Here is a 19392-nt window from a genome sequence, read left to right as displayed (position 1 = left end):
GTGCCGAATAAGCAGGCTTGGTCGACCGTCGTCGGCGGCGCTGATGTTGGTATCGGCGGCGGTCACGATACGGTGATCAGGATGCAGCGAGCCCGCTGTCGGATTCGGCGGACGTTTCGAGCAGGCACTGGCGCGCGGTCTGGGCGGCCAGTCCTCTCGGGTCCGACAACCCCGGTAGTGCCGTGCGACGGACCAGGAGACTGCCCAGCACGAGATCGACCAGTGCTGCCCCGACCTCTTCGACGGATTCGTCACCGCTCGGATCGAACCAGGTGTAGGCCCATTGCGCGGATCCGAACATCAGCAGTGACTGAATCCGCAGATCCGTTTTTCGAAGCCGTCCCGCGGCGATTCCGGCTTCGATTACGTCACGCACCAGCTGGATGTATTCGGCGCGTAGTTCGAGTCCCTCGGTGTCGATATCTAGCGCTGCCAGGCGCATGACCTCGCGCTGGAACGCGATCGTGGCGTCGCGGTCGTGCTCTTGGTAGAGGATGAACGCGAACAGCAGTCCCGCGAGTTGCTGCTCGGGATGATCGAGTTTGCCGATCAGTAGCTTCGCTTCGGTGAGGCGGCGGCGCATGTAGGACGTGTGCAGGGCGGCGAGCAGGCGATCCTTGGTGCCGTAATGATGGACGATCGTGCCCTTGGAGATCGACAACTCGTTGGCGATGTCGCTCAGGTTCGTCCCGTCGTAGCCGAACTGCGCGACGTTGTGCGTGAAGACCTCGAGGATCGCGTTGGCTTTTCCGGCCAGCCGGGTACCGGCCTTTGCCATTTCGCTACCTCCACCTCGTTCACGGTCCTGATTGTGCAGTCAGTCTAAGCGCTGTGTGATCACTCGTGGATCCGGCGCACCGTCGATGTGATGGTCAGGTGGCGAGAACGAACGTGGGAATCGCTTCACCGTCGGCAAATTCGGTGATGCGCAACCGCACCGGTGTGGATACCGGGACGTCGGACGCGGTGGCGACGTCGAGGATGCGGCTGGCAAACCACGGTCCTTCTCGGAGCTCGACCAGCGCAAGGACGGTGGGCTCGGGCGCACTCGCGTGGTCGACGACTGCGGACACCACCACCCCGTCACCAGTGGAGCCGACCCACGTGAGCTCGTCGCTGTGGCATGAGCTGCAGCTGAGGGTGTCGGGCCGGCAGACGTGCCCACATCGGGTGCATGACCGCAAGACCAACCTGCCCTCCCGGAGGGCCTCGAAGTACGGTGCCGAGGTCTCGTCCCGGACGGCGGGAAATGTCATCGTGTTCCTTCTCCGTTGCGGGTGTTCACGCCGAGCTGGTGGCGAGAACCAGGGTGCCGTGGTGGTCGAGAATGCCGCCGTTGCCGCTGACGATGGCGGTGGCGTGCTCACGGACCTGCCGTCGGCCGCCTTCTCCTCGCAATTGCGTGAGGGCTTCTATCAACGGGGTCATGCCCCACAGATAGAAAGAGGACAGTTGCCCGCCGCCGGTGTTGGTGGGCAGGGTGCCGCCGGGGGCGAGTGCCCCGCTGGCGGCGAGCTCCCCGGCTTCGCCCTTGCCACAGAATCCGTAGTCCTCGAGCGTCACCAGGAGGGTGTAGGTGTAGCAGTCGTAGATTTCCCGCAGATCAATGTCGTCGACGGTCATTCCGGCCATCTTCAGCGCCGCCGGCCCGGATGCGGCGGCGCCGGTCACGAGGCCGAAATCGCTGTCACGTTCGAGGACGTATCCCGGGTGGGCTTGACCCCAGCCGCGGACGTACACCGGTGTGTTCGGCAGATCCCGTGCCCGCTCCGGGGTGGTCACCACGATTGCGGCACCACCGTTGGAGACGAGGCAGCAGTCGAGCAGATGCAGCGGTTCGACCACCCAGCGCGACTGGTGGTACTCGCCCAGGGTCAACGGCGTCCGCATCTGGGCCACCGGATTGTCGAGTGCCCACGCCCGCTGAGACACCGCTACGGCGCCGAGGTGGGAGGAGGTGAGCCCGTAGTGGTCCATGTAGCGGCGCGCGGCCAGTGCGTAGCGGTGATTGACGCTGGTGAACCCGGCGGCGGTCTCGGCGCTGCGGAAGCCCGTCGCCGTCAGGGAGCTGGTCCGGTACGCGTGCGCTCCGCCGGTGTCCTGCTTCTTGGGGTCGTCGGCGAACACGCACACCACGACCTCCGCTTCGCCGGACAGCACTGCCTTCGAGGCCTGGGCGATCATGATGGCGGCCGAGGCGCCGAATGCATTGATCTCGCTGAGCAGCCGAAGATTCCCGAGCCCCAGGGTGCGAGCGAGGGTCAGGTTCAGATCGGTGCCCGCTCGGGCGTTGACGAGGAGCCCGTCGACGTCGCCGAGGGACAACCCGGCATCGGCGACAGCCAACCGGACCGACTCCGCGGCGAATCCACGCGCGGTCTTCCCGAAGACCTTGCCCACTTCGGTGAGGCCGTATCCGACGATGGTGGCGTTGCGCTCTGGCATCGACCCTCTTTCTGCAGTGTGTCCGGGTGAGCCCTGATGAGTCAGCGGGCCGCGTCGAGCGGCTCGTCCTTGTGCTGGCGAGTGCGCGCGTAATCGAGCGCTTGCTCCCAGCTCGCACGCTTGGCGATCAGGGCACGATATTTCATGATGTGGGTCTGGTGGTCGAGGGCCAGCGCGCCCACGACCCGGTCGCCGCGGCGGTAGAGCGCCACGAACTGGCCGTCCTCGAGATGTCCGGTGACGGTGCGTATTTCGTCGGCCTCGGGCACTCCCACGAATTGGATCCGGGTGTCGTACCAGTCGGACCAGAAATACGGCACGGTGCTGTACGGCTTCGCGGCCTGTGGGTCGAGCGCGTTGCGGACGGCGAGGGCTCCCTGCTCTGCGGCACTGGTCCAGTGCTCGAGCCGCATGGATGCATCGAACAGCGGATTGTGCCAGCGGGCGACGTCCCCGGCGGCGTAGACCCCCGGCAGCGAGGTCGCCATGGTTTCGTCGCAGACGACACCGCTTTCGAGTGTGATGCCCGAGGTCTCGAGCCACTCGGTGGCGGGGTCCGCGCCGACCCCGACCACGACCAGATCTGCCTCGAGAGTTGATCCGTCCGACAATTGCACTGCCTCGACGTGTCCGTTGCCGAGGACCTTCTCGACCCCGACGCCGCAGCGCAGGTCGACTCCGTTGCGCCGGTGAAGGTCCGCGCAGGCACGGCCCATGTCCGTACCGATCGCGCGCACCAGGGGGACCGGCAGGGCCTCGACCACGGTGACGTCCAGGCCTCGTTTGCGTGCCCCCGAGGCAACCTCGGAGCCGATGAATCCGGCACCGACGACCACTGTGCGGGCCCGGTTGTCGAGGGCGGTGCGCACGGTGACTGCGTCGTCGAGTGTGCGGAGGGTGACCACGCCGGCCATGGCAGCCGTGCCCGGCAGCATCCGCGCCGACGATCCGGTCGCGATGACGGCGATGTCGTAGGGCAGTGAGCCGCGCGAGGTGTGAATCATTTGCTCGTCCGGGTCGAGCCGGGTGGCGACGGTGCCGAGACGGAGGTCGATTCCCACGTCGTCGAGGGCGTTGAGGGCCCTGAAGGTGGTGTCCGGTGGTGTCGGCGACGGGTCGAGGTACGCCTTCGACAGCGGGGGACGGTCGTAGGGCAGGTGTTCCTCGGCGCCGACGAGGGTCACCGATCCGGTGAAGCCGGCCTTGCGGGCCGCCTCGGCGGCGCGCAGGCCCGCCAGTGACGCCCCGACTACCACGAGATTCTGTTCGGTCATGGTCGGTCAGTCCTCGATGAGCGTGAGTGCCTCGGTGGGGCACCCCTCGATGGCGGCGCGGACGTCGTCGATGACACTGTCATCGGCGTCCTCGCGCAGCAGCAGCAGCCCGCCGGCATCGTCGATCTCGAAGATGTCCGGGGCGAGGGATTCGCAGATACCGAGGCCGGTGCACTTGGTGCGGTCGACACAGATCTTCATGACGTGGCCTTTCCGAGGTGAACGGGGAGCTTCTTGATCCCGTGGATGAAGTTCGACCGGAACCGGTCCGGGGGTCCGGTGACCTGCCAGTGCGGGAAGCGCGTGAACAGGGCTTCGAGCAGCACCTTCGCCTCGAGGCGGGCGAGGCTGTTGCCCAGGCAGAAATGGGTGCCGGCGCCGAAGGCGAGGTGATTGGCGGCGCCGCGGTCGATGCGGAAGGTGTCCGGGTCATCGAATTGTGCTTCGTCCCGGTTGGCCGAGACGTAGAAGATGACGACCTTCTGTCCCTCGTGCATCTGCTTGCCGCCGAGTTCGGTCGACCGGGTCACCGTGCGCCGGAACTGGATGACGGGGGAGTGGAACCGCAGCACCTCTTCGATGGCGTTCGGCAGCAGCGCCGGATCGTCGGCGAGCTTCTCACGTTCACCGGGGTGTTCGCCGAGGGTGAGGATCGCGCCGGTCAGCAGGTTGCGGGTGGTTTCGTTTCCGGCGATGACCAGTAGTTGAAAGAACCGGTTGAGCTCTTCGGGGGACAGCTGGGTGCCGTCGACCTCGGCATTGACGATCAACGACCACACGTCCGACCCGGGTTCGGTGCGCTTGGCCCTGGTCTGAGCCGCGGAGTACTCGAACATTTCGATGAATGCAGAAAGGAAAGCCTCGCGGCCTCCGTAGGAGGGATCGTCGAGGCCGACCATCCGATTGGTCCAGTCGTAGAGCAGGTGCCGATCTTCCGACGGCACACCGAGGACGTCGGCGAGGACCCGCAGCGGCATCTCCGCCGAGACGTGTTCGACGAGGTCGATCTCACCGTCGTCGGGCAATGCATCGACGATGGCGCGAGCGTGATCAGCGATGCTGTCGAACATCCCGCGCACCATCTTCGGAGTGAAAACCTTGCTGACGATCGACCGCATCTGCGAGTGGTCCGGGGGGTCGAGGTTGAGCATCATCTGCTGCAGGGCGGCAAGATCCTGAGGGCTCTGATCGCGCAGGAACGACGCACCCTTGTGGGAGGAGAAGACGTCCGGCTTCTTCGAGACCGTCATCACGTCGTCGTAGCGGGTGACTGCCCAGAACCCGGGACCGCCGGCGAAACCCTCACCGGCCGGCTCCTCGATCCAGGCCACCGGCTCGTGGCGACGGAGCTCGGCGAATACCTGATGGGGAACTCCGTGGATGTACGCGTCGGGACTTCCGAGGTCGGTGTGCAGGGCCGATAACGTCATGGCGTTTCCTTCAGGGGCTGGCAGGAAGGGGATGGTCGAGCAGAGGATCAGCAGAACATCTTGACTGACCGTACGTACGGTCTAGGGTAGAGAGCAGCTGTCCGCGGGTCAAGACCGGCTCGGTTCCGTAAATCCGGCCGACGGGGCAGCGGAACGACACTGATTCCTCACAGCCAGGACGGACCTGCCATGCACAGCACCATGCAAGATGTCGATCTCCTCGTGTCGGATTTGTTCCTGCACGGCCTTCGCACACACCCCGACAGTGCGGTTCTGCACTATCGGGCGGGCGAGGTACGGCGAGGGTCGTTCCGGGAGTTCGGGACGGCGGTGACCTCCCTGGCCGCCGGTCTGCGCCGCCTCGGCGTGTCCGAGGACGATGTCGTTGCCACGTTGTGCTGGAACAGCCCGGCGCATCTGGCCGCCTATTTCGCGGTACCGGGAATGGGGGCGGTGCTGCACACACTGAACCTGCGACTGCACGACGATCAGATCGTCTACATCGCCAACCACGCCGCGGACAAGGTGATCCTCGTCGACGCGGACCTGGTGCCCCAGCTGCAGCGGGTGATCGACCGGTTGCCCACCGTCGAGCACGTGATCGTCGCGGGCGAGGCGGACCTGGCCGTTCCCACCGGTGTGCAACTGCACCGCCTCGACGACATGCTGGACACCGAGACCGACTTCCGGTGGCCGCGCCTCGATGAGCGCAGCGCCGCCGCGCTCTGCTACACCACCGGGACGACCGGCGACCCGAAGGGGGTGGCCTACAGTCACCGGTCCATCTACCTACACGGCCTGCAGATCTCCACCGGAAGTGCCTTCGGCTTCTCCGACGCCGACCGGGTCCTGCCGATCGTGCCGATGTTCCACGCCAACGCCTGGGGCTGGCCCCACGCCGCCTGGACGAGCGGGGCCGACATCATCCTCAACGACCGATATCTCCAGATCGACCACCTGGCCCGCATCATCACCGACCTCGCGCCCACCGCCGCCGCGGCCGTGCCGACACTGTGGACCGGCCTCGACGAGTACGCCCGAACCCACCCGGTCGACTTCAGCAGCCTGCGTCTGGCCGTATCCGGCGGCTCCCCGCTGGCGGCTGCCTTGGTCCGCAGTATGCAGTCCCGACACGGCGTCCGGTTGACCCAGGGATGGGGGATGACCGAAACCAGCCCCCTCCTGACCTTCTCCCGGCCACCCCACAACACACCCGACGCCGACGTGGCGCAGTGGGCGAGCCTGACGGGGCGCATCGTCCCCGGAGTGCAGGCGCGCATCGTCGACGAATACGGCGACGAGTTGCCCTGGGACGGCGAATCCATCGGGGAAGTCCAGTTGCGCGGCGCGACGATCGCGGGCACCTATTTTCGCACCGCCGCACCGGACAAGTTCGACGACGGCTGGTTGCGCACCGGTGACCTCGGGGTCCTGCACGAGGGCGGCTGGATCCAGCTCAAGGACCGGCTCAAGGACGGCATCAAGAGCGGCGGGGAATGGATCTCCACGGTCGAACTCGAGAACGCACTGCTCGAGCACGACGCCGTCGCCGAGGCCGCGGTGATCGGAGTACCCGACCCGAAATGGGAGGAACGCCCGTTCGTCTGCATCAAACTGGCGCCCGGAGCTACCGCCACCGCACCCGAACTGCTCGCCTTCCTCGACGGCAAGGTCGCCCGCTGGTGGCTCCCCGAACGGTGGGCCTTCGTCAACACCCTTCCCAAGACCAGTGTCGGCAAGCTGGACAAGAAGGACCTGCGCCGGAGCTACGACGCCGACGGATTGGTGGTCAACGACCTGCGGACTGTCCGGACGAGCGACAGCGCGCTTCCACCATCTCAGTAGGCACCACCACCGGATCCGCATACCTCGACAACAAGACACACCAATGACGACGAAGTAAGGACAAGCAAACAATGAAATTGGGATTCCACCTGGGCTATTGGTCTACCGCGCCGTCGGACGACGAACGAGCGGCCTTCTCCCTTGCGGAGAGTCTCGGCTACGACTCGGTCTGGACTGCCGAGACCTACGGATCCGACTGCTTAACCCCCTTGGCGTGGTACGGCGCCTCAACCAGTACCGTCAGGTTGGGCACCAATATCCTGCAAATGTCGGCGCGGACCCCAGCGGCGACTGCCATGGCGGCGATGACACTGGACCACCTGTCTCGAGGCCGCTTCATTCTGGGTTTGGGCGTCTCCGGGCCACAGGTCGTCGAGGGATGGTACGGGCAGCCGTATCCCCGACCGCTCGCTCGCACACGTGAATACGTCGAACTCGTCCGTAAGTTCGTGCGACGAGACGAACCCGTGAGTCACGACGGTTCGTTCTACCAACTCCCGCTGCAAGGTGGCTCCGGCCTCGGAAAACCACTTCGGTCCATGATCCACCCCATTCGTACCGAGATCCCGATCTATCTCGGGGCCGAGGGGCCAAAGAACATCGCACTCGCCGCCGAGATAGCCGATGGGTGGCTGCCGATCTTCTACTCGCCCCGAATGGACGACTTCTATCGAGGAGCGCTGGAGGAAGGATTCTCGAAACCCGGGGCTCGCCGATCTCTCGACGATTTCGACATCGCCGCCACGGTCCCCGTTGTCATCGACGACGACATCGAGAAGGCAGCCGACGTGATCCGGCCCAACATTGCGCTCTACGTGGGTGGAATGGGCGCGAAGGAGGCCAACTTTCACAATCAAGTGTTTGTGCGCATGGGTTACGAAGCGGAATGCGCACGCATTCAGCGTCTCTACCTGGAGGGGCGCAAATCCGAAGCAATCGCGTCGGTGCCCCTGGCCATGGTCGAGGATGTCGCCCTCGTCGGATCACGAGACAAGATCAAAGAAGACCTCGTTCGATGGGAGAAGACTGCGGTCAAAACGCTGCTACTTCAGGGCCTCGGTTACTCCTCGATCGAGGCGGTTGCACAACTTCTCGCATAATGAGACGTGCAGCACGCGGTGGGGCAGGGTAGCGCCCCGATGGTCGATAAGTGATGACCACATGTTCGACGAACTACGAATCGCAGTGTTGCTCAACTGCTTTACGTGACAGCGGCAGCGGGTGTCGTGACGACGATGGGGGAGGGGCTCGCGTCGCGATCCCCTGGGCGTCCCTCGTGGCGAATGCGTTGAAGAGGCGCTCGATCGCGTCCTCGCAGTCCTGCACGATATCGAAACGCATGGACCTGGTCTAGCGACCTCGTCAACGACTATTGACCGTACAGACGGTCAGTCTGTACGTTCTGGTTACGCACCGAACAGAGGGAGCATTCCGATGCGCATCGAAGCCGCAGTGCTACGTCACCACGACGCACCGTTCGAGATCGAGACGGTGGAATTGGCCGACCCGACCGGCGGCCAACTACGGGTTCGCATCGCCGGTGTCGGGTTCTGTCACACCGACGTCCTGCCCAGAGACCTGTCATTCCTCGCCCAGCCGCCGATCGTGGTCGGCCACGAGGGCGCCGGAGTCGTCGAGGAAGTCGGCGCCGGCGTCACCGGCATCGAGGCCGGTGACCATGTTCTGTTGTCGTTCGATTCCTGCGGGCAGTGCGAAAACTGCGCAGGTGGGCACCCGGCGTACTGTTTCGCGTTCTTCGCGCGCAATCTGTCCGGCCGCGGCCCCGAAGGGCCCGGCCCGCTCACCGACATGAACGGCAACGCCCTTACATCACGGTGGTTCGGTCAGTCCTCCCTGGCCACCCACGCGGTCGTCAGTGCCCGCAACGTCGTAGTTGTCGACAAGGATCTACCGCTGCATCTGCTGGGCCCGCTGGGATGCGGGATCCAGACCGGCGCCGGGTCCGCGCTGATCGCCCTGAAGGTGGGCACGGGCACGACGTTCGCCGTCTTCGGTGCCGGCGCGGTGGGTCTGTCGGCGATCATGGCCGCCCGCGTCGCCGGCGCCTCCCGGATCATCGCCGTCGACCTGCACGCGAATCGCTTGAATCTCGCCCTCGAACTCGGTGCGACGGACGTGATCGAAGGGTCCGCTGACGATATCGCGCGACAGATTCGGAAGCTGACCGGAAGCGGAGTGCACGCCGCCCTCGACACCACCGGGGTCCCGCAGGTCATCGCGTCGGCGATCGACAGCCTCCGGCCCACCGGAACCGTCGGCCTCGTCGGCGCCGCAACCCGCGAACTGGTCCTCGCCCCGGCCGCGCTGGCAGCCGGGAAGAACATCATGGGAATCCTCGAAGGGGACGCTGTCCCGCAGTTGCTGTTGCCCCGACTGATCGAACTCTGGCGTCAGGGCCGGTTTCCGTTCGACCGGCTGATCCGCACCTACCCGCTCGCCGAGATCTCAGTCGCCGAGGCGGACGCCGCCCGTGGCGACGCCATCAAACCGGTTCTTCTCCCACATCCCTGACCGCGCACCACGACGACCGAGGTTCCCCACATGAAGTACACCCGATCGCATCTGTTCATCGACGGCAGATGGCATACGCCGTCCACCTCCGACCGCATCACGGTTATCTCGCCGACCACCGAGGAACCCGTCGGGTCGGCGCCGGACAGTACCCCAGCCGGCGTCGACGCCGCAGTTTCCGCAGCCCGCCGGGCCCTGCGTGCACCCGAGTGGTCTGCGTTGGAACCGGCTGAACGTGCCGACCTCCTGCGGCGATTCGCCGATGCGCTCGACCGGCGCCGAATAGACACAGCCGCCATCGTGACCGACGAGAACGGCATGCCGGCAGCGATATCCCTAGCGGCCGAGGGGAGCGGCCCGGCAGCGACGCTCCGGTACTACGCCGATCTGACCGAGAAGACACCCGTCGAGACCCCGCGCATCGCCGCAAACGGTCGGTCCACCACGATCGTGCGCCGCGAGCCGATCGGCGTTGTCGCCGCGATCATTCCGTGGAACTTTCCCCAGTCGCTGACCATGTTCAAGCTTGCCCCCGCACTCGCTTCCGGATGCACCGTGGTCCTCAAGCCTGCACCCGAAACCGTGCTCGACGCCTTCCAACTCGCGGACGCGGCCGAAGAAGCCGGGCTGCCCGGCGGTGTGCTGAACATCGTGACCGGCGGCCGAGAGATCGGTGCCTATCTGGTTGCTCACCCCGAGGTGAACAAAATCGCTTTCACCGGGTCGACCGCCGCCGGCAGGGTGATCGGGGAGACCTGCGGTCGCCTGCTGCGACCGGTGACCCTGGAACTGGGAGGCAAGAGCGCCGCCATCATCCTCGACGACGCGGACCTGGTGAGCGTCGCCAGGGGACTGTCCTGGGCGAGCCTGCTCAACAATGGCCAGACCTGCTATCTGTCCTCTCGAATCCTTGCTCCCAGGTCTCGTTACCGCGAAACAGTCGACGCGGTCGCACACCTCGCGTCGGAGCTCGTGGTCGGGGACCCTGCCGACCCCGCCACCCGGGTGGGACCGTTGGTGTCCGAGCGCCAACGGCGCAGTGTGGAGGCGTACATCGACACGGGTAGACGAGAAGGCGCCACCGTCGCGGCCGGAGGCGGCCGGCCGAAACACCTCGACCGGGGATGGTTCGTGGAACCGACCGTGTTCGCCGACCTCGACAACTCGGCGACCGTCGCGCGGGAAGAGATCTTCGGGCCGGTCCTGACCGTCCTGCCGTATGACGACCTCGACGACGCCGTCGCAATCGCCAATGACTCCGAGTACGGGCTGGGCGGAACGGTCTGGACCTCCGATCCCGAAAAGGGCCTCGACCTGGCCCGTCGGATCGAGACCGGCAGCGTGGGTGTGAACTTCTTCGATCTCGACATCGGAGCCCCGTTCGGGGGAGTCAAGGCCAGTGGTCTCGGCCGTGAACTGGGACCGGAAGGTCTGGACGCATACGTCCGCACGAAATCGATGTACACCCGCTGATCAATCCGCCGGGTGCAGCGCACGAATTCGCTGCCCCGCAATACGCGCCGCTCTTGCACCCGTCCTTGCGCGAATGAAGAGAAGATGAGGGACTTCGTTCTCGGATCACGCGCCACTAGTCACGAGACCCGCCACGAGGAGGTAGAGGTGGCAGCTTCACGCGCCGAGGGTCCACCTTACTGCGCTGAGGGCTCAGCACGGTTGCTCCGACCGCGAGATGACGATGCCCTTCGCGCCGAGCTACGCGTCATCGCAAAGGAGTTTGTGACACCCGCGGTCGTATTCGGCGGCCCCGTGTCCGAGGGAACACTGGCCCATAGTGAGTACGATCGAAACACTGATTCGCCGTGGGCTTCGGTGGTGTCCAGCACTCGCTCATGGCAGGCGATGGCACGGGGAGCGTCACCCTGCAATTCGTAGGCCAGCCCGAGCATCAAAAGAATCCACACCTGGTCTGACAGGTTCCTGCGTGCGCCGAACACCGCGAGTGCTTCCTCCAACCGGGCGCAGGCGCGGGGTATGTCGCCGCTGTAGAGGGCCAGCAGTCCATCGGCGTGGGCGATGCGCGCGTGGACCACGGGGTCGGCCAGCTGCTCGTCCAGGGCCTGCGCCTCCTCAACCAGGAGGCTGCCCGCCGTAAGGTCGCCCTGTACGTCCGCCAGCACGCTGTCGGCGTACAAAGCTTCGACTCGTGCCGTGGTCGGCAGCCCGGACACACGGGCGAGGGCGCGGTCGAGCCAGTGCCGCCCCTCGCTGAGCAGGCCGCGGGAGAGCCAGAACTGAACCAGGGCGGCGGCCATCGCGAGCCCTGCGGTGGCGTCGTCGCCGGGCTCGGACAGACACGATCCCATCACCTCGCGCAGATTCGGCAGTTCACGCTCGAGGCGGGCGATCCACTCCCGCTGCCGGAGACTGATCCTGTTCAGGCGCAGTCGCGGCAAAGTTGTTGCCCAGCGTCGGCGACGCGGCTGCGGTGGTGGACGAGGAAGCAACTGGCGCAGGTGAATTCGTCCGCTGCTTGATGATGGCGCGGACGGTGAATTCTTCACCGGAGAAGTCGGCGCCGGGCAGTTCGAAAGACTCGGCGGTGTCAGTGTCTTCGACGTCGACGACGGGGGACTGGGTGTCTTTCCGGCCGGCGGTGAACTGTTCGAGGGAGGTGTCCGGCTCGTCGGATTCGGTGACAGGTCGGTGGCCGTGCCTGCTGCTTTCTCATTTTCTGGGGTGTTCGGACCGCCACCCACCGGGGTCCGGCGGCCGCGTCACGCCCTTGTGGTCTGGTGTGCTGTGGTTAACCTTTTGGGGCGGTGAGGGGATCGCGAGTCGCCAGGTTCGGCTCGACACGTTGCCGTTGCCGTTGTCTGGGCTTTTCCGGTCGGTGCCGGTTTCTCGCATGCGGTCAGTGCCCATGTCGGTGTTCGGTCTCGCGAGCGTGCTCTGACGGGGGCCGGGCTGGGAGACTTCTTGTCATGCAGCAACTTCTCGCCGCTCACGAATCCCTCGTCACCGTGGTGATGGTTGTGGTCGTCGTGGCGCTCGCCGCCGCCGCGGTGTGGACGATCTTCCGCTGACCGGCACGGTGGTGGATCGTACGGCGCGGCGACCTGCACCCAGGCCCCTGCGTGAGAGTGCCGGCCACCGCCCGGGCGACCGGATCGTCGGGCTGTTCCCGTCGAAGTCGGCGTCGCGGGTCTGGAGAGTCCACCGAAGAGCAGCTGCTCGACCTCCTCGTGGACGGTGCGCTTCCTTGATGCGATTGCGGATTTTTCGGATGGGCGGTGCGCTGACCAGCCTCTGTTGCGTTCTCTACGGCTCTCTAGCGCAGGCTCGGGATGGTGCCTTCGACGCCACCCCGAGACGCCCATCCCGAGGCGCTCACCGGTGTCTCGGGATGGCCTGGCTTCAGATGCTGCCGGGGATGTGAAGGACTTCGATGCCGGCCGTCTCGTACAGCGCATCCCAGAGGTCGGTGCGATCGGGCAACGCGTCGGTGCCGAGCACGGTGAAGTCTGTGGGGATCGCCACCGTGCTGGTCTGGTCCCCACTGGGCGCGAACAGGGCGTAGCAGGCGTGCACGTGCGTCAGTTCGTGCCGCGCCCAGTAGCGGATTCCGTCGAACCCGGCTGCACGGAACGCGTGCGCCCATTGCTGGGTGAGGGCGTAGTCGGTGGTGGTCGAGACCTCGGATGTCATGCCGAATCCGATTGCGGCGTTCGAGGTTGCGTCGGCGAGGTGCAGGTCTCGGTTGACTGCTACCGCGGAGATGACGCGGTGTGCGATCTCCGGGCTCGGGATGATCGCGATGCCGCACCAGGTCTCGATGAGGGTGATCAGTCCGGATCTGCGGTGTAGCAGGTTCAGTCGGGGCCGGGGAGGTCGAAGCGGCCCCCGAGGCTGGTGCCGAACCACCACGGGGCGAACTTGGCCCCGTGGGTGCGGTACGTCGTCGTGCTGGCGGGCACCGTGCACACAGAACCGTCCCCGGAGTGTGTCCGGGGACGGTGAGACGCCGAGGTGTGGTGTCGCGCGGGATACGCTCACGAAGCCAGCCGTTCGGCTGCCTGCCGGGCGAGCGTCACGACATCGGCGGTGTCGCCGTCGAGGAGGGCCTGTCTCGGGGTGCGGTCGTCGAGTTCGGTTTGTGGGCTCGACAGCCACGAGGCGATGGTCCAGGACTGGACGTCGGCGTGCGCCCAGACCTTCAGGACGTCTTTGATACCCCGGATTGGGACGTGGGGCGCGGTGTCGGTCAATCCGCCCGACCAGTAGCCGATCGTCCCGTCGGCGGCCTCGAGACGTAGAATTCGGGTTTCTTTGACGGCTTGGCTGAGGGCCTGCTTCGTCCAGCCGGTGGCGTCGACGGCCTGCTTGTGGGTCAAGATCGCGCCGATGTGGTTCTCCCATGCGCGACGGGCTTTGAGGTTCGAGAGCACGTTCTTCACGCCGGCGGCGACGTATTTGGCGTCGTCGTCGTCGAGCTGTTCCGCGGCCATTCCGCTGGCGGCGAGCTGGTCGTCGACGACTTTCTTCAGTGGTGTGCTCATGCCACCATGGTCCTCGGTCAAGTAGGTCAAGTCAAGAGGTCAAGTAAATCGTTGTGTGGCAGGGCCCCAGTGATCTGAGCAGGGAGTTCTTCACACACAGTGGGTGGGTGAGGGAATGCGGGCAGGGTGAGGTGCACGCTCAGAAGCGCCGTCCACAAGCACCGTCGCGTCCCTTGCGCGGTGGGAGGCTGTTCGTTCCGGCCCGCTTCCGCTCCCGCCGTGGTTCACGATCGGTAGGCCTTGCTGATCCGCCTGTGGCGGTGAACTTCGCAGTCGGGGCACTGTGGTTCCTCGGTTTAGGATCGCCTGTGGCAGGGATGGTTAGGGGCGAGGCGATGGGGAACAGCGAATGCTGCCGGGTGGGGAGGGTTCGCTGTTGTGGCTCGCGGTGGGGCAGGAGCTGTTCCCGAGGATGACCCGGAGACAACGATGTGTTCGGCGAACTCCCAGCCCACTGCGTCTCAGTGGTGTGCGCTCTAGCGAGGCCACACCGGGACGGCCGTCGCCGGCCGCGCCTGCTCGAACCACCGGGCGATTTGAAGGAGCCTGACGTCATCGAATCGCCGGCCGGCAAACTGGGCGCCGACGGGGCGGCCGTCTGCGGTGAAACCTGCGTTGACCGTCGCGGCCGGTTGTTCGGAGAAGTTGTAGGGCACCGTGTACACGATGTCGTGAAGAGCGGTCGCGGGATCATTCGTGGGTCCGCACCAGTCCGCCGGGAACGCGGCAACGGGTGCCACCGGCGAGAGTATGACGTCGTAGCTGCGTGTTGCTTGAATAACGGCGCCGCGCATTGCCTGCACAGTGTCGTATGCGTTGAGCAGTTCCGTCGCAGACAGGTCGGCAGCCCCGAGCGCCCACTGCACGAAGTAGGGCAGTGCCGCTTCGCGACTGGACCGACTCAGATTTTTGACCTCGCGCCACGCACGCGCGCGGAAGAACAGGCACAGCATCTCGAATTGGTGAGGCGTCATGATCGGATCGATCTCCTCCACGCACGCCCCCGCTTCTTCGAATGCTTTTCCGACCGAGTGGATCACGGCACGGATTTCGGGATCGGTCGGCAGTCCGCAACCCGCGTCGGTGTGGATTGCCACTCGTAGTTTCGCGATATCGGATTCGTCGTACGGGGAAGACGCGACCGCACCCCAGTCGGCGGGACGTTCCTGGTAGGTGTAGTCGCGGTACCGCTCGTCTGGCTGCGCGATGACCTGCATCGCCCGTGCGAGGTCGTCGATTGTCCTGGCGAGGGGTCCGACGTGCCGGCCGATGTACGGAACATCGACCGGCACGATGGCGTATGTCGGTTTCAGGGCGGCTAAGCCAGTCCAGTTCGCCGGCAGGCGAACCGATCCGCCGATGTCGGTGCCGATATGGATCGGACCGAATCGTGCTGCGGCTGCGGCCGATGACCCGGCACTCGAGCCGCCCACCGTCCAGTCGAGGTTCCACGGGTTTCTCGTCACACCGTGGAGGCTGGAGACGCCGGACGTCAGCATCCCGAACTCAGGCATGACGGTCTTGCCGAGACGGACAGCGCCCGCTGCCGACAGCAGTTCCGCTACCGGGCCGTCTTCGGTCGCAGGTGCGGCATCGGCGCGTGCGGCGGTGCCCGCAGGTGACGGTGTGCCCACGGTGGCGAGGTTTTCCTTGAGCGTGATGGGCACACCGTCGAGTGCCGTGTTTGCCCGTCCAGCGGTCCATCTCGCAGTGCTCTGATCGGCGGCTCTTTCTGCGGCGGCGTGCTCGCGGACGTAGAACGCGTTGATCTCGGGGTTGTGTTGATCGATGCGATCCTGGATTGCCGCGAAGACTTCTGACGGGGTGAAGTCCTTCTGTCGGTAGCCGTCGATCAGCTCAGAAGCTGTGAGCGCTGCCAGCTCGCTGATGTGATCGGTTGACGCCATGGCGAAGGTTCCTAACTGAGGTGGCCGGTTAAGGGTTCGTGATCGGGTGGCAGCTATGTCTCCTGCTCGTCGAGTTCGACGATCAGTTCGACCTCGACGGGGGCGTTCAGTGGGAGGTCGGCCACCCCGACGGCGGAGCGGGCATGCTGGCCCTTGTCACCGAAGACGGCTAGCAGCAGGTCGCTGGCGCCGTTGACGACGGCGGGTTGGCCGTTGAAACCGGGTGCAGAGGCGACGAATCCGACGACCTTGACGACCCGGATGATGGAATCGAGGTCAACCAGGGCGGATATTGCGGCGAAGGCGTTGAGGGTGCAGATGCGGGCGAGTTCGGCGGCGTCCTCGGCGGACACGTCCGCGGCGACCTTTCCGGTGTGCGGCAGGGCTCCGTCGACGAGGGGAAGCTGCCCGGAGGTGTAGAGGTAGTTGCCGGTACGGACCGCGGGCACGTAGCTGGCAACCGCACTGGATGGGGCGGGGAGTTCGAGTCCCAGTTCCGTCAGGCGTTGGCGGATGATGGTGTGCTGGGCTGTCTGTGTCGGGGTCATCGTCAACTTTCGAATGTGGGTGCTATTTGCAGAAGCTGGCTGCGGTGTCGGTGAGGATCTGCGTGACACGGGCAAGGGAGTCGATCTCGATCCATTCGGTGGCCGCGTGAGCACCGCCGCCGTCGACGCCGAACAGCAGTCCGGGGATCCCCGCGTCGAGGAGGAGGGCGGCGTCGGTCCAGTACGGCTCGCCGCGGATTACCGGTGGCTTGCCGGTGACTCGTTCGACGATCGGCAGGATCGTTTGAACGAGGGGGTTTTCGCTCGGCACGCTGAACGGGTTCCGCTCGAGCCCCGGGGTGATGCTGTATTCGAACTGCGGATCCACGGCTTTGATCGAGTCGAGGATCTCGCGTAGCTCGGCTTCGACCGTTTTCGACGATTCGCCCGGCACGGTGCGGCGTTCGACGGAGATGGTGCACTGGGCGGGGTAGCTCGAGATTTCTTCGCCACCGGTGATGACGGAGGCGTGGATGTTGCCGCTGCCGAGGGTGGGGTGGCCGGGGGTGCGGGCGAGCTTGTGGGCGAGTTCGTCGAGTCCGGTCAGGAAGCGCCCGGCCTTGGCGATGGCGTCGATCCCGAGGTCGGGGCGGGAGCCGTGTGCGGCGACACCGTGGATGGTGACGTCGAACCAGGCGAAGCCGCGGTGGGCGAGGACGATTTCCTCGTGGGTCGGTTCGGAGACGATGGCCGCGTCTGCGGTGTAGTGCCGCAGAACCTCCTCGGTCCCGGCACTGGCGTACTCCTCGTCGGCGACCAGGGCGACGAGGATGTCACCGGCGTGTGGTCGTGCGGCCACGTCGGCGGCGGCGATCATCATCGCCGCGACGCCGGCCTTCATGTCGAAGGTGCCCCGGCCGAACATCTTGCCGTCCTCGAGCATCGGTGCGAGGGGGTCGCCGTCGTAGCCGGCCAGTGTCACCGTGTCGAGGTGGCCGTTGAACATCAGGCTTCTCCCGCCGCCGCTGCCGGCCGCGATGGCCACGATCGAGGGGCGTCCGGGAGTCGATTCGAGTCGGTCGACCGTGAATCCGTGGTGGGTGAACCAGGTGCTGACGAAGTCGGCGATCGCGGGTTCTCCGGCCGCACCGGGAACGAGGTCGGGATTGACCGAATCGATGGAGATGAGTTCCCGGAGGAGCTCAGTCGGGTCGAGTGTGGTGTTCATGTCGTCCTCGGAAGAGTAGGGAAGAGAAGGAAGGGCGGCCAGGTTCAGCGGCCGTCGAGTGGGTTGGCGGCCAGGCCCTCGGTGCTGATCAGGACGACCACGGATTCGGAGCCCAGACCCAGGGCGCGTCGCCGGTCGGCATCTGAGAGTGCCGCCCGCACGCCGGCGAGGGACGCGGCCCCGCAGGGGCCGACATCCTGGCCGAGGTCGGTCAGATCGGCGACAGCGGTGCGTGATTCATCGTCGCTGATGCTGATCGCCGCATCGAGCCCCTGCTGCAGGGATGGCCACCCGATCGCCGACGGGGTGCCGCAATTCAGCCCTGCCATGATCGTCGGAGTCAAGGTGTCGACGCTGGTCGGTGTCCCGGCGACGAGGGATTCGGCAACGCAGGCCGCGGTGGTCGGCTCCACGCTGAGCAGACTCGGGTGTGCCCCGCCGCTGCGATAGTGGTCGACCATCGCGTGGGCCAGGGAGCCCACACCTACCGGGCACGCGACCAGATTGGGTTCGAGCCCTTCGGCACGCAACGATTCGTCGACCTCGGCGAACAAGGTGATGTACCCCTCGACGATCCACTGCGGAACGTCGACATAGCCGTCCCAGGACGTGTCCTGGATGAGGAAATCCAACGGCCTGTCCGCGGTGGAGGCGTTCGCTGCCGCGACGACCTCGTCATAGCTGCCGTCGAAGGCAATCACCTGCGCGCCCTCGCCGCCGATCGCATCGACGGCCGCCCGACTCAATCCCGCCGGGATGTACACCCGTGCGGAGACTCCGAGCAACGCCGCCATTCGCGAGACTGCCCGTCCATGGTTGCCGTCCGTCGCGGTGACGAGCGTCAGGTCCTTCGGATTCGTGACTACTTCGCGCAGGCGTGCCGACAACCGCGGGACCGTCATGGTCACCGGATCCATTCCCAACCAGTCGCTGAGGGCACGGCAGGTCGCCCACGATGCTCCGAGAATCTTGAACGCCGGCAACCCGAGCCGGTTCGACTCATCCTTCACGAACACCCGGCCGACCGACAGCTCGGCAGCAAGAGAGGGGAGCTCGGTCAGGGGTGTAGGTGCGTAGCCGTCGAGGGTCCGGTGGAATTTAACTGCGGACCCGGGCGCCTGGGTGCGCCAGTCGCGAGCAGCGCTGTGGGAGTACCACCGGGTCGCTTCAAGGGAAGTCATGCCACCCATGGTTACGCATCCATCAGTGAAGGTCCAGTGACCATATATGCGCAGTATTGAACGCTATTACTTACCATTCTCGGATGTAGTGTGACCCACTTAGCACGTACTGGCTTAAGAATAGTCATCAGAAATCGGCGCTTTTCTCGATGGAATGTGTCGTGGAACATAGTGGCAGTTCGATCGACGGTGACGAGGAGTGCTCCGGCCCGGTCCACCAGGGCGGAAACGGACTTCACGCGAAAAGGCAAGACTCGGGCCGTCGTTCAGGTCCACGGATGCGGAAGACCCGACCCTCGACAGGGTGATGCGGCCGCACTCAGCGCCTCGGGCAGCCCTAGTGCACGACAAGGAGTGGCTCATGCAGAACATAGCTGAAGCGTTCGCGCCACCACCGGATACCGCGGGCCAGTTGAGTGATATCGAACTCGCGGTGGTGCTCGCCGTTCTGACAGGAGACTCGACGCCGCTTCTGCAGTTGTCCGGTTCCACACGACACCGTTGACCCGATCCTCGTCCTGTTCGTCCCTACCAGTCGCGTGCCC

18 protein-coding genes and 1 pseudogene are annotated in these 19392 nt (G+C 65.7%); 5 read left to right on the top strand and 14 right to left on the bottom strand.

What is annotated here, in order from left to right:
* Window positions 1-76: 76 nt before the first annotated feature.
* From PSR88_RS13440 to PSR88_RS13415, 6 genes are all read right to left on the bottom strand, one after another.
* Window positions 77-778, bottom strand: coding sequence for a TetR/AcrR family transcriptional regulator (locus PSR88_RS13440; protein ID WP_011595358.1), 702 nt, complete (start codon window positions 776-778; stop codon window positions 77-79).
* A gap of 94 nt (window positions 779-872) precedes the next feature.
* The gene (locus tag PSR88_RS13435) at window positions 873-1256 is read right to left on the bottom strand and encodes a Zn-ribbon domain-containing OB-fold protein (protein WP_016882466.1); all 384 of its coding nucleotides are present in this window, start codon (window positions 1254-1256) and stop codon (window positions 873-875) included.
* Between the two features lie 25 nt (window positions 1257-1281).
* Window positions 1282-2445: a thiolase family protein gene (locus tag PSR88_RS13430; RefSeq protein WP_016882467.1), complete on the bottom strand. Its 1164-nt coding sequence runs from the start codon at window positions 2443-2445 to the stop codon at window positions 1282-1284.
* A gap of 41 nt (window positions 2446-2486) precedes the next feature.
* Window positions 2487-3719, bottom strand: a complete 1233-nt coding sequence (locus PSR88_RS13425; RefSeq protein WP_016882468.1) for an NAD(P)/FAD-dependent oxidoreductase — start codon at window positions 3717-3719, stop codon at window positions 2487-2489.
* Window positions 3720-3725: 6 nt separating this feature from the next.
* Window positions 3726-3920 carry a ferredoxin gene (locus tag PSR88_RS13420; protein WP_011595354.1) on the bottom strand — a complete coding sequence of 65 codons (195 nt, stop codon included), beginning with the start codon at window positions 3918-3920 and terminating at the stop codon, window positions 3726-3728.
* Entirely contained in the window at window positions 3917-5149 is a 1233-nt protein-coding gene (locus PSR88_RS13415; RefSeq protein WP_011595353.1) for a cytochrome P450, read from the bottom strand. The genes PSR88_RS13420 and PSR88_RS13415 overlap by 4 nt, the downstream gene beginning before the upstream one ends.
* A gap of 189 nt (window positions 5150-5338) precedes the next feature.
* On the opposite strand from PSR88_RS13415, the gene PSR88_RS13410 reads away from it, so the two are divergent.
* The 4 genes from PSR88_RS13410 (at window position 5339) to PSR88_RS13395 (ending at window position 10999) form a co-directional block, all read left to right on the top strand.
* Window positions 5339-6994, top strand: coding sequence for a fatty acid--CoA ligase (locus tag PSR88_RS13410; RefSeq protein ID WP_016882469.1), 1656 nt, complete (start codon window positions 5339-5341; stop codon window positions 6992-6994).
* Between the two features lie 71 nt (window positions 6995-7065).
* Window positions 7066-8094 carry an LLM class F420-dependent oxidoreductase gene (locus PSR88_RS13405; protein WP_011595351.1) on the top strand — a complete coding sequence of 343 codons (1029 nt, stop codon included), beginning with the start codon at window positions 7066-7068 and terminating at the stop codon, window positions 8092-8094.
* Between the two features lie 334 nt (window positions 8095-8428).
* The gene (locus PSR88_RS13400; RefSeq protein WP_016882470.1) at window positions 8429-9526 is read left to right on the top strand and encodes an NAD(P)-dependent alcohol dehydrogenase; all 1098 of its coding nucleotides are present in this window, start codon (window positions 8429-8431) and stop codon (window positions 9524-9526) included.
* 30 nt (window positions 9527-9556) lie between these two features.
* Entirely contained in the window at window positions 9557-10999 is a 1443-nt protein-coding gene (locus tag PSR88_RS13395; RefSeq protein ID WP_016882471.1) for an aldehyde dehydrogenase, read from the top strand.
* Between the two features lie 176 nt (window positions 11000-11175).
* On the opposite strand, the gene PSR88_RS13390 is transcribed toward PSR88_RS13395, so the two are convergent.
* The 8 genes and pseudogenes from PSR88_RS13390 to PSR88_RS13355 form a co-directional block, all read right to left on the bottom strand.
* Window positions 11176-11940 (bottom strand): hypothetical protein, encoded by a 765-nt coding sequence (locus PSR88_RS13390; protein ID WP_029539132.1) that lies wholly within the window; start codon window positions 11938-11940, stop codon window positions 11176-11178.
* Window positions 11922-12181, bottom strand: a pseudogene (locus tag PSR88_RS13385) (DUF4193 domain-containing protein); the annotation flags it as partial. The gene PSR88_RS13390 and the pseudogene PSR88_RS13385, both read right to left, overlap by 19 nt.
* Before the next feature lie 720 nt (window positions 12182-12901).
* The gene (locus PSR88_RS13380) at window positions 12902-13237 is read right to left on the bottom strand and encodes an RES domain-containing protein (RefSeq protein ID WP_237727009.1); all 336 of its coding nucleotides are present in this window, start codon (window positions 13235-13237) and stop codon (window positions 12902-12904) included.
* Between the two features lie 299 nt (window positions 13238-13536).
* A complete protein-coding gene (locus tag PSR88_RS13375) occupies window positions 13537-14043 on the bottom strand; it encodes a hypothetical protein (RefSeq protein ID WP_016882473.1) in 507 nt (168 codons plus the stop codon).
* A gap of 476 nt (window positions 14044-14519) precedes the next feature.
* Window positions 14520-15950, bottom strand: a complete 1431-nt coding sequence (locus PSR88_RS13370; RefSeq protein WP_016882474.1) for an amidase — start codon at window positions 15948-15950, stop codon at window positions 14520-14522.
* 53 nt (window positions 15951-16003) lie between these two features.
* Complete coding sequence (locus PSR88_RS13365; protein WP_016882475.1) at window positions 16004-16498, bottom strand: RidA family protein; 495 nt, start codon at window positions 16496-16498, stop codon at window positions 16004-16006.
* 22 nt (window positions 16499-16520) lie between these two features.
* Window positions 16521-17666, bottom strand: coding sequence for an ArgE/DapE family deacylase (locus tag PSR88_RS13360; RefSeq protein WP_016882476.1), 1146 nt, complete (start codon window positions 17664-17666; stop codon window positions 16521-16523).
* A 44-nt stretch (window positions 17667-17710) separates the two neighbouring features.
* Window positions 17711-18847, bottom strand: coding sequence for a diaminopropionate ammonia-lyase (locus PSR88_RS13355; protein WP_037196943.1), 1137 nt, complete (start codon window positions 18845-18847; stop codon window positions 17711-17713).
* A 361-nt stretch (window positions 18848-19208) separates the two neighbouring features.
* Here PSR88_RS13355 and PSR88_RS13350 point away from each other — a divergent pair, with 361 nt between their 5' ends.
* Window positions 19209-19352 (top strand): hypothetical protein, encoded by a 144-nt coding sequence (locus tag PSR88_RS13350; protein ID WP_157180164.1) that lies wholly within the window; start codon window positions 19209-19211, stop codon window positions 19350-19352.
* The last annotated feature ends 40 nt before the right edge of the window (window positions 19353-19392 follow it).

This window comes from Rhodococcus sp. DK176 (genome assembly GCF_038447315.2).
GTDB lineage: Bacteria > Actinomycetota > Actinomycetes > Mycobacteriales > Mycobacteriaceae > Rhodococcus_F > Rhodococcus_F jostii_A.
Note: the sequence above shows the minus strand (reverse complement) of the source record. Positions and strands in the feature narration are given on the sequence as shown.

Excerpts from the sequence above, each read along its gene's own strand:
- PSR88_RS13440 (WP_011595358.1), bottom strand. The coding sequence starts at position 778 with ATGGCAAAGGCCGGTACCCGGCTGGCCGGAAAAGCCAACGCGATCCTC.
- PSR88_RS13435 (WP_016882466.1), bottom strand. The coding sequence starts at position 1,256 with ATGACATTTCCCGCCGTCCGGGACGAGACCTCGGCACCGTACTTCGAG.
- PSR88_RS13430 (WP_016882467.1), bottom strand. The coding sequence starts at position 2,445 with ATGCCAGAGCGCAACGCCACCATCGTCGGATACGGCCTCACCGAAGTG.
- PSR88_RS13425 (WP_016882468.1), bottom strand. The coding sequence starts at position 3,719 with ATGACCGAACAGAATCTCGTGGTAGTCGGGGCGTCACTGGCGGGCCTG.
- PSR88_RS13420 (WP_011595354.1), bottom strand. The coding sequence starts at position 3,920 with ATGAAGATCTGTGTCGACCGCACCAAGTGCACCGGCCTCGGTATCTGC.
- PSR88_RS13415 (WP_011595353.1), bottom strand. The coding sequence starts at position 5,149 with ATGACGTTATCGGCCCTGCACACCGACCTCGGAAGTCCCGACGCGTAC.
- PSR88_RS13410 (WP_016882469.1), top strand. The coding sequence starts at position 5,339 with ATGCACAGCACCATGCAAGATGTCGATCTCCTCGTGTCGGATTTGTTC.
- PSR88_RS13405 (WP_011595351.1), top strand. The coding sequence starts at position 7,066 with ATGAAATTGGGATTCCACCTGGGCTATTGGTCTACCGCGCCGTCGGAC.
- PSR88_RS13400 (WP_016882470.1), top strand. The coding sequence starts at position 8,429 with ATGCGCATCGAAGCCGCAGTGCTACGTCACCACGACGCACCGTTCGAG.
- PSR88_RS13395 (WP_016882471.1), top strand. The coding sequence starts at position 9,557 with ATGAAGTACACCCGATCGCATCTGTTCATCGACGGCAGATGGCATACG.
- PSR88_RS13375 (WP_016882473.1), bottom strand. The coding sequence starts at position 14,043 with ATGAGCACACCACTGAAGAAAGTCGTCGACGACCAGCTCGCCGCCAGC.
- PSR88_RS13370 (WP_016882474.1), bottom strand. The coding sequence starts at position 15,950 with ATGGCGTCAACCGATCACATCAGCGAGCTGGCAGCGCTCACAGCTTCT.
- PSR88_RS13365 (WP_016882475.1), bottom strand. The coding sequence starts at position 16,498 with ATGACCCCGACACAGACAGCCCAGCACACCATCATCCGCCAACGCCTG.
- PSR88_RS13360 (WP_016882476.1), bottom strand. The coding sequence starts at position 17,666 with ATGAACACCACACTCGACCCGACTGAGCTCCTCCGGGAACTCATCTCC.
- PSR88_RS13355 (WP_037196943.1), bottom strand. The coding sequence starts at position 18,847 with ATGACTTCCCTTGAAGCGACCCGGTGGTACTCCCACAGCGCTGCTCGC.
- PSR88_RS13350 (WP_157180164.1), top strand. The coding sequence starts at position 19,209 with ATGCAGAACATAGCTGAAGCGTTCGCGCCACCACCGGATACCGCGGGC.